At 67.0% G+C, this 6,826-nt stretch carries 5 protein-coding genes and 1 pseudogene; all 6 read right to left on the reverse strand.

Annotation, left to right across the window (positions count from 1 at the left end; genetic code table 11):
- Window positions 1–261 precede the first annotated feature (261 nt).
- A complete protein-coding gene (locus ACT84W_RS03335; RefSeq protein WP_444328213.1) occupies window positions 262–1,503 on the reverse strand; it encodes a deoxyguanosinetriphosphate triphosphohydrolase family protein in 1,242 nt (413 codons plus the stop codon).
- 41 nt (window positions 1,504–1,544) lie between these two features.
- Window positions 1,545–2,681, reverse strand: a complete 1,137-nt coding sequence (locus ACT84W_RS03340) for a hypothetical protein (protein ID WP_444328203.1) — start codon at window positions 2,679–2,681, stop codon at window positions 1,545–1,547.
- Window positions 2,682–2,841: 160 nt separating this feature from the next.
- Window positions 2,842–3,915 carry an SGNH/GDSL hydrolase family protein gene (locus tag ACT84W_RS03345; protein WP_444328204.1) on the reverse strand — a complete coding sequence of 358 codons (1,074 nt, stop codon included), beginning with the start codon at window positions 3,913–3,915 and terminating at the stop codon, window positions 2,842–2,844.
- 1 nt (window position 3,916) lies between these two features.
- Window positions 3,917–4,747, reverse strand: coding sequence for an HAD family hydrolase (locus tag ACT84W_RS03350; RefSeq protein WP_417574938.1), 831 nt, complete (start codon window positions 4,745–4,747; stop codon window positions 3,917–3,919).
- Between the two features lie 603 nt (window positions 4,748–5,350).
- On the reverse strand, window positions 5,351–6,160 hold the full coding sequence (locus ACT84W_RS03355) for a metallophosphoesterase family protein (protein ID WP_444328205.1): 810 nt from the start codon (window positions 6,158–6,160) through the stop codon (window positions 5,351–5,353).
- Window positions 6,161–6,298: 138 nt separating this feature from the next.
- A pseudogene (locus ACT84W_RS03360) lies at window positions 6,299–6,826 on the reverse strand (hypothetical protein); the annotation flags it as partial.

Consider the following 6,826-nt stretch of genomic DNA (forward strand, 5'->3'; position numbering starts at 1 on the left):
GGGGCCCACGGCCTGCTCCTGGCCGAAGTAGCCGTCGAGGGTACGCGGGCGCATGCGGGCCGCGAGCGGCGCGTTGTCGTTGCGCCGGGCGGTCTCTATGTGGGTGAACAAGGTATCCATGGGAACGATTGTACGACATCGAGCGCGTGGCGCGCCCCGGGGAGACTCCCCATGTGCGCAAAGTGACCTCGCGCACTTCGTGCGCTCCGAAGCACTTTGCTTGCACGCGGGGGCTCCCGTCCCGCGCCCGGGCTTCAACCGTTAAGGACGGACGCCATCGCCGAAGTAGCCGCGCAGGGGGAAGAGCTTCGCCGAGTCGGGGAAGACCGCCTGGCAGGTGGCCATGAAGTAGTCGTCGGTCATGGAGCTGATGAAGTCGACGACGGTCTGCTCGGGGTCGTCTTCCCAGTCGTAGGTGCGCCCGTAGTGGGAGAGCCGCCGCTCGCAGCCGCGCACGTGCTGGCAGAAGATCGCCGACGACTCGTCGCCCGCGCGCAGGGCCTCCAGCTCGTGGTCGAACAGCGCGTCGAAAAGCTGGGCGCACTCGCGCCCAAGGCCGCTGTTCACCTCGCCCGCGCCATAGATCTTCTCGTAGTTCTCGTGCTTGGCGCGGCGAAGCTCCTCGAAGCCCTCCTTGCTCATGGCGATGCGGTCGCGGCCGACGCTGTTCTCCACGACGTCCACGACGAACGACTGCAGCGCCCACGAGTTGTACGCGCCGCCCAGCCCGTCGTCGAAGGCGTCCTCCCCCAGAAGGCCGGCGCGGATCGCGTCCTGGCGGTCTTTGCCCACGTAGGCGATGATGTCGGAGATGCGCACGACGCATCCCTCGAGTGTCATGGGACGCAGATGCCCGATGGCGCCCTCCCCCGTCTCCCAGCAGGAGGCGACCACGCGGTCGAAGGTGTCGAACTCGGCCAGCCCGCTCGTCTCGAAGACCTGCTGCTCGAACTCGCCGTTGTGGGTGAGGCAACCGTCGAGGGTCTGCAGGCTCACGTTGCGCCCACCGAGGACGTCGATCACGCGGACGGACTGCACGTTATGGAAAAACCAGCGCCCCGTGCGGGCATGGTAGGCATCGTTCAAGAACCGCTCGCCGGCGTGGCCGAAGGGCGTGTGGCCGATGTCGTGCCCGAGCGCGATCGCCTCGATGAGGTCGAGGTTGAGGCCGAGCGCGCGTCCGATGTCGCGCGCGACGCGGGCCACGAGCTGGACGTGCAGCCCGCGGCGCGAGAGGTCGTCGTTTGCCCGGAAGCTGAAGACCTGGGTCTTGCCCGACATGCGGTTGTACGCCGGCAGGTGGACGATCTTCTCGGCATCGCGGACGAAGGAGGGCCGAAGCGCCGTGTCGCGGTCGCGCTCCGCGGAGCTGCGGCGGATGGCCGAGGAGCTCTTGCAGGCAAACGGCGAGAGCGCGCCGGAATCGACGCGCTCAGCCACCGCGGCGCTCGCCGCGGGCGAAAGCTCACCGGTCAGGCCCGGCGCTAATTTGTTTCGGCCCATCTGTGGCACAGGGAAACCTCCCGAGCGGCCCCGCGCCCGCGCTACTCGCGGACGATGAGGCAGCCGCGGTACACGTGATCGCGGCTCTCGCCCATTATGTCCTTCTCGGCGGCGCCGGGGAAGACCCCCGCGAGCTTGCCGTCGAAGACAAAGAGGCCCAGGCTCTCGCCAGCGACGGAGGACTCGGAGCCCGGCGCGGGGACGTGGGCCTCGATGAAGGCCATCTCGTCGTCGGTGAACACGCTCATGGCCTCGGGGGCGCGGAGCGCGTCGAAGAGCGCGTCGGTCGCGCACGCCCAGGTCGAGAAACCGCCGACCACGCAGGCGAGGCCGTGGCGGGCGGCCTCCACGAGGGCATCGGTGCCGGGGCAGACGCGGGTCGCGATCTCCTCGGTGGTGGCTAGGCGGTACACGCAGTCGATGGGGCCGTTCTCGTCGACGAGGCGGGAGACGCCGGCCGCCTGCTCGATGCGCAGGCTGCAGATGTCGACGAAGCGGGCGTAGGTGCCCTGCTCGCCGAGGCGCTCGCAGATGTCGGCGACCTCGTCGAGGTCGGCCTCCTCCGGGTAGCCGACGACGCCGAGCGCGGGCGAGTCGGCGTGGTGGGTGCCGGTGTTGGCGTTCGCCCAGGTGCGGTAGGTCGCGCGCAGGGTCTCGACGAGGGCGTCGACGGAGTCGGGGGTCTCGATGGAGGGGTGCTTCTCGGCGAAGGCGCGGTAAGCGGAGGTCATCTGCTCGGCGCGGGTGACCTCGACGGTCGAGGTCAGGCCGGTGAAGCCGTCGACCGAGATGCCGCGGACCTGAAGCGCGCCGGTGCGGCCGCTGAAGTCAACGTCGACGCGGGCGAGCGGCACGAGCGCCTCATAGCCGGTAGGAACGAGGGTGAGCTGCTCGACCTCGGGGGTGAACCCGAAGCGGGCGCGGAAGGAGGCATCCTTGAGGTAGAGCGCAGCGACCTTGTTCATCACGGAGCCGAGGGTCTCGGCCGCCGCGGCGAGGATCTGCTCCTGGCCGGAGCTGAGGATCAGCGGGGCGGCGGACCAGGCAAGGGAGCCGCGGCGATGGGCGGCATGGGTGGAAGCGAGGTAGGCGTCGGCCTTGGCAAGGCTCCCGTCCTCGACGGCGCCGCGCACGGCGTCCTCGTACTCGGACTCGAGAGCGGAGAAGTTCTGGGCCATCGTTCCTCCAAAAAGTTGAAGTGTCGACTATTCGGCGAACGGTAGAAAATCACCGTCCAGCGGATTGGCAGGCATTTTAGCCGTTTTATGCCGACACATGTCAACAAAAAAATTGTTGATGGCTCAATTTATGTACGAGATGTGGAGTACTTCTTGCTGATTAAGCCTCTGAGCTGGTATTTTGATTCAGCGCAAGCTCGGCGGAGCTCCTCAATTTTTCATAGAACGCGACCTGGCCGTTGGGCCCGGGGTGGTCGGATCCGTCGATGAGGAAGGACGGGTCGGGCGGCAAGAGGGACTCGCCGTCGACCACGCTCATCTGCGGGTGGCGGGCCGCGGCCTCCCGCGTCGCGCGCGCGACGTCGGCGAAGCAGCTGGCGGGGTGGGTCGGGTAGCGGTCCTCCGTGTGATAGCTCGGCGTGAGCACGAGCGTCGGGACGGCGGGCCAGGCGCGCGAGACCTCAGAGAGATACGCGGTCGCGTCGCGCTCGACGGCGGCGGCGCGGCACGGCTCGAAGCGATAGTTGGCCCCGAACTCGACGACCACGAGGGCGGGCTCCGTCGCCGATGCGGCGTCCGCGACGGAGCCGGGCTGGAACACCTGGCCGCCGACGCCCTGGTTCACGAGGCCGAGCCCGAGCGAGTCGGCCAGGAGCGCCGGCCAGGTGAGCGCGGGGTCGAGCGAGGTGAAGCCCTGCGCGATGGAGTCGCCGAGGACCAGAAGGTCGCGCGAGGCGCCAAGGGGCCGCGCGTACGTGCCGTCGCCGAGAACGAGCCCGAGGCGGCAGCCAGTCAAACAAGGCAGCCACAGGCGCACGCGGCGCTTCCTTCCGGGGACGGCGCCCGCGGCGAAGCGCACGAGGCCGTCAGCGCCCGGCTCGCGCGCCCCGAGCCGCTTGCCGTCGACATCGAGCGAGAAGCCGTCGTAGGGCGGGCGGACCCCCGGGTTCGCGTCGAGCATGTCGTCGATCATCGACTGGGACCCCGACGGGAAGCGGTCCATCTGCGCCTCGAAGGCGAGATGCGCCGAGTCAGTCTCGAACTCGAGACGGATGCCGGCGGTGCACGCGGCCATCTGGCGGTAGAGCCTCGGGTGCCACGCGGCCATGCCGCCGAGCTCCCGGACCTGCGCCGGAGTAAAGCGGCAGGGAACGACCCTCCCCCGCTCGTCGATGCGGGCAGAAAGGGCGCCGCGCATGAGGTCGGCGGCGTGTGCGAGCTCGTGTGCCTCCACGCTACCTCCCGAAGACTTCCTCGAGGACCTTGATGACGCCCTGCTCCTCGCAAGGGTCGCACACGAGGTCCGCGATCGCCTTGAGCTCCTCGGAGGCGTTGCCCATGGCCACGCCCGTGCCCGCGAGGCGCAGCATATCCGCGTCGTTGCCGGCGTCGCCGAAGGCCATGACCTGCGACGCGTTTATTCCGAAGGTGTCCATGAGGGCACGGATGCCGGTCGCCTTCGAAACGCCCGGCTGGACGACGTCGAAGTAGCCGAAGCCGCCGCCGAACCCGGAGTCGACGACGCTCACCGAATGGCCGCATGCGGCGGAGAAGAGCTCGACGGTGGCCGTGAGCTCGTCTTCGTTAACGCGCGACCAATACATGAGCACATCGGACGAGGGTGCTTCCTCCGCCAAGGAGCCGACGTGGACCATGTTGTGCGAGTACATGGTCATCTCCTCGACGAAGCCGGGGTCGCCGCCGCGCTCCACGAAGGCGCCCTGCGCGCAGACGGCGCAAAGGGGGACCTCGGGGTGGGCCGCGTGGGCGGCGAGGACGCTTTCCACGGCGGCGGGCGGCATCACACTGATGCGCGGGGCCGCGCCCTCCGGCTCGACGTAGGCGCCGTTCGAGGCGATGATCGAGAGGCGCGGGGCCATGTCCCCGAAGATATCCGAGACCTGGAAGCTCTGGTTGCTCGTCGCCACGGCGAAGCGGCAGCCCGCCGCGCGCATCCGATCGAAGACGGCGCGGAAGCGCTCCCGCGAGAAATCCTCGCCCCCGAGGTCGAGGAACGTCCCGTCCTCGTCCGTCACCACAAGCTTTACCTGATCTTTGTCAATCACGGCGTTTCTCCCTGAATTGCGTCTGCGCACGCAAGTTTATACTAGCCGCGCCCCCTCCCGCACCCTCACTGGGTGACAGTCGTTGCGTACAGCATTTCTCGCCGCTCATAACGACGTGATAACTACCCGTTGCCGAAACCCTGCGAGCTGACCTTGGCATAAGCGCCTCCAATCTTTTCGCGACTCTACGAGAAGTTGCGCCCGCTTGGAAGCAAATGAGCTAACGCGTATCTTACGGGTACCTTACCGGTATCTTTCCATGCAGGTAAATAGGTATGTTTTCATCAGGTCTTTAATTGTTGTTTCGGTCAGTGGCAGCGATTACGAGCGTAGGCGCATTTGATTCAATGTCTATTGTTAACATCACTGCGATTCTTTGTTGAAAGCCTGTAGAAATCGCTGCTAACGAATTCGACATGAAAGAAATAGCGCCGTTTAGCTCCGCATGTTATTGATGAACAGCATGATAACGGTAGTCGATGGGCACCACCAGCTGATGGGTGTCCCAGAAAGCTGCAGCCAATGACTGTCACCCAGTGATGGGTGGCAGCGGATGATGGGTGTCACAGAAAGCTGCACGCAATGACTGTCACCCAGTGAGGGTTACTCGTCGGGGGCGATGTCCTCGTAGAACTCGGCGCCGTCGTCGAGGCGCATGATGCCGACGCGGCCGAAGCCCGCGCCGCCGGCGGCGCCCGCGTCGATGTCCCAGCGGTCGGCCACGCCGCCCGTGGACTCGTCGGCGCCGATCTTGAGCATCCGCGCGTTGCCGTTCTCGTCGCGGACCGGCCCGTCGAGCTCGTCGCACAGACGGTTGAGGTACGGCGTCGGCGTGTGTCCCGCGATGACGATGGGGCCCTTGCCCATCTCGTCGACCAGCCCCGTGTGCGCGCCCCAGAAATCCTCGCGAATCCACACGAGGTCGTCGGGCGACTGCTCGGAGAGGAGGGCATCGAGCTTTTCGTCGTCCCAGGGAGCCTCGACCGTGACCGCAGCAGGATCGATTCCGGCATGCACGAGCAGGTAATCGCGCTCCCCCACCGTCACGTGAGCGTAGCGGGGCAGCGCGGCGATCCAGTCCACGACCTCATCGGCCTCCTGCTCGGTGAGCGACGCGAGCGCCTCGGAGGTCACGATCCCGCCATTGATGCCCCAGTTGGCAGCGCCGATGGAGTCGAGGTCATCGCCCGTATCCGACATGCACGCGAGCATAAGGTCCTCGTGGTTGCCCATGAGCACGTGGCAGTTGGGAAGCGAGCGCACGAGCTCGATGACGCCGAGCGGGTCGGGACCGCGATCGATCATGTCTCCCAAACAATAAAAGACGTCATCCTCGGAGGGATCGATCCTCGTCAACGCGCGGGCGAGGGGCGCCGCATGGCCATGCACATCGGAGAACACATATGTGGCCATCGGGCCTCCTCGATCTCAACCGTGCGGCGTCTCAGGCGCGCCGCGCGAACAACACCATTAGCTTACTGACAAGACGTCCGCCGTGCGCCGGGAACCCCAAGCGGCTTGCCAAACGGCAGCGCGCGCAAAGGAGCAGGCTTACCAGTCGAATTCCCCGTCGGGGTCCACCGGCTCGCCCTCGAAGTTGAGGCCGCCCGTGAGCTCGGCCGCCTCAGAGATGCCGAACTCGCCGGAGAACATCGCATCGAGCGCCGGGAGCACACAGGCACGCGCCGTCTCAAAGAGATCCTCGAACGAAGCGGTGGTCTCCTCGTGCGTGAAGGGGTTCTCCCAGACGCCGTGCCCGCGGTTGTCGAAGTCCGAGGACGCCTCGGCGCGCACGCGGTGCGCCATCGCCCCCACGAGCGAGTGCCCGCCGCCGCGCGCGGCGCGCTCGATGGCGGAGATCGCCTTGGTCTTCGCACCGTGCGAGGAATAAAAGACGTGCTGGACGAGCCTGAACTCGTGCACCGCCGTCGAGAAGGTCCTCGGGTCGACGGCGCGGCCGTACGCCCACAGCGCCACATAGAAGTAGACCTTGTCCACCGCGGAGAGCGCGCCGTTGGACGCGCGCAGGACCTCTTCGTAGGGACGGTACTCGCGGATCGTCTTGTGCTCGGCGCCCCA

It is taken from the genome of Paratractidigestivibacter sp., from assembly GCF_052362415.1.
Classification (GTDB): domain Bacteria; phylum Actinomycetota; class Coriobacteriia; order Coriobacteriales; family Atopobiaceae; genus Paratractidigestivibacter.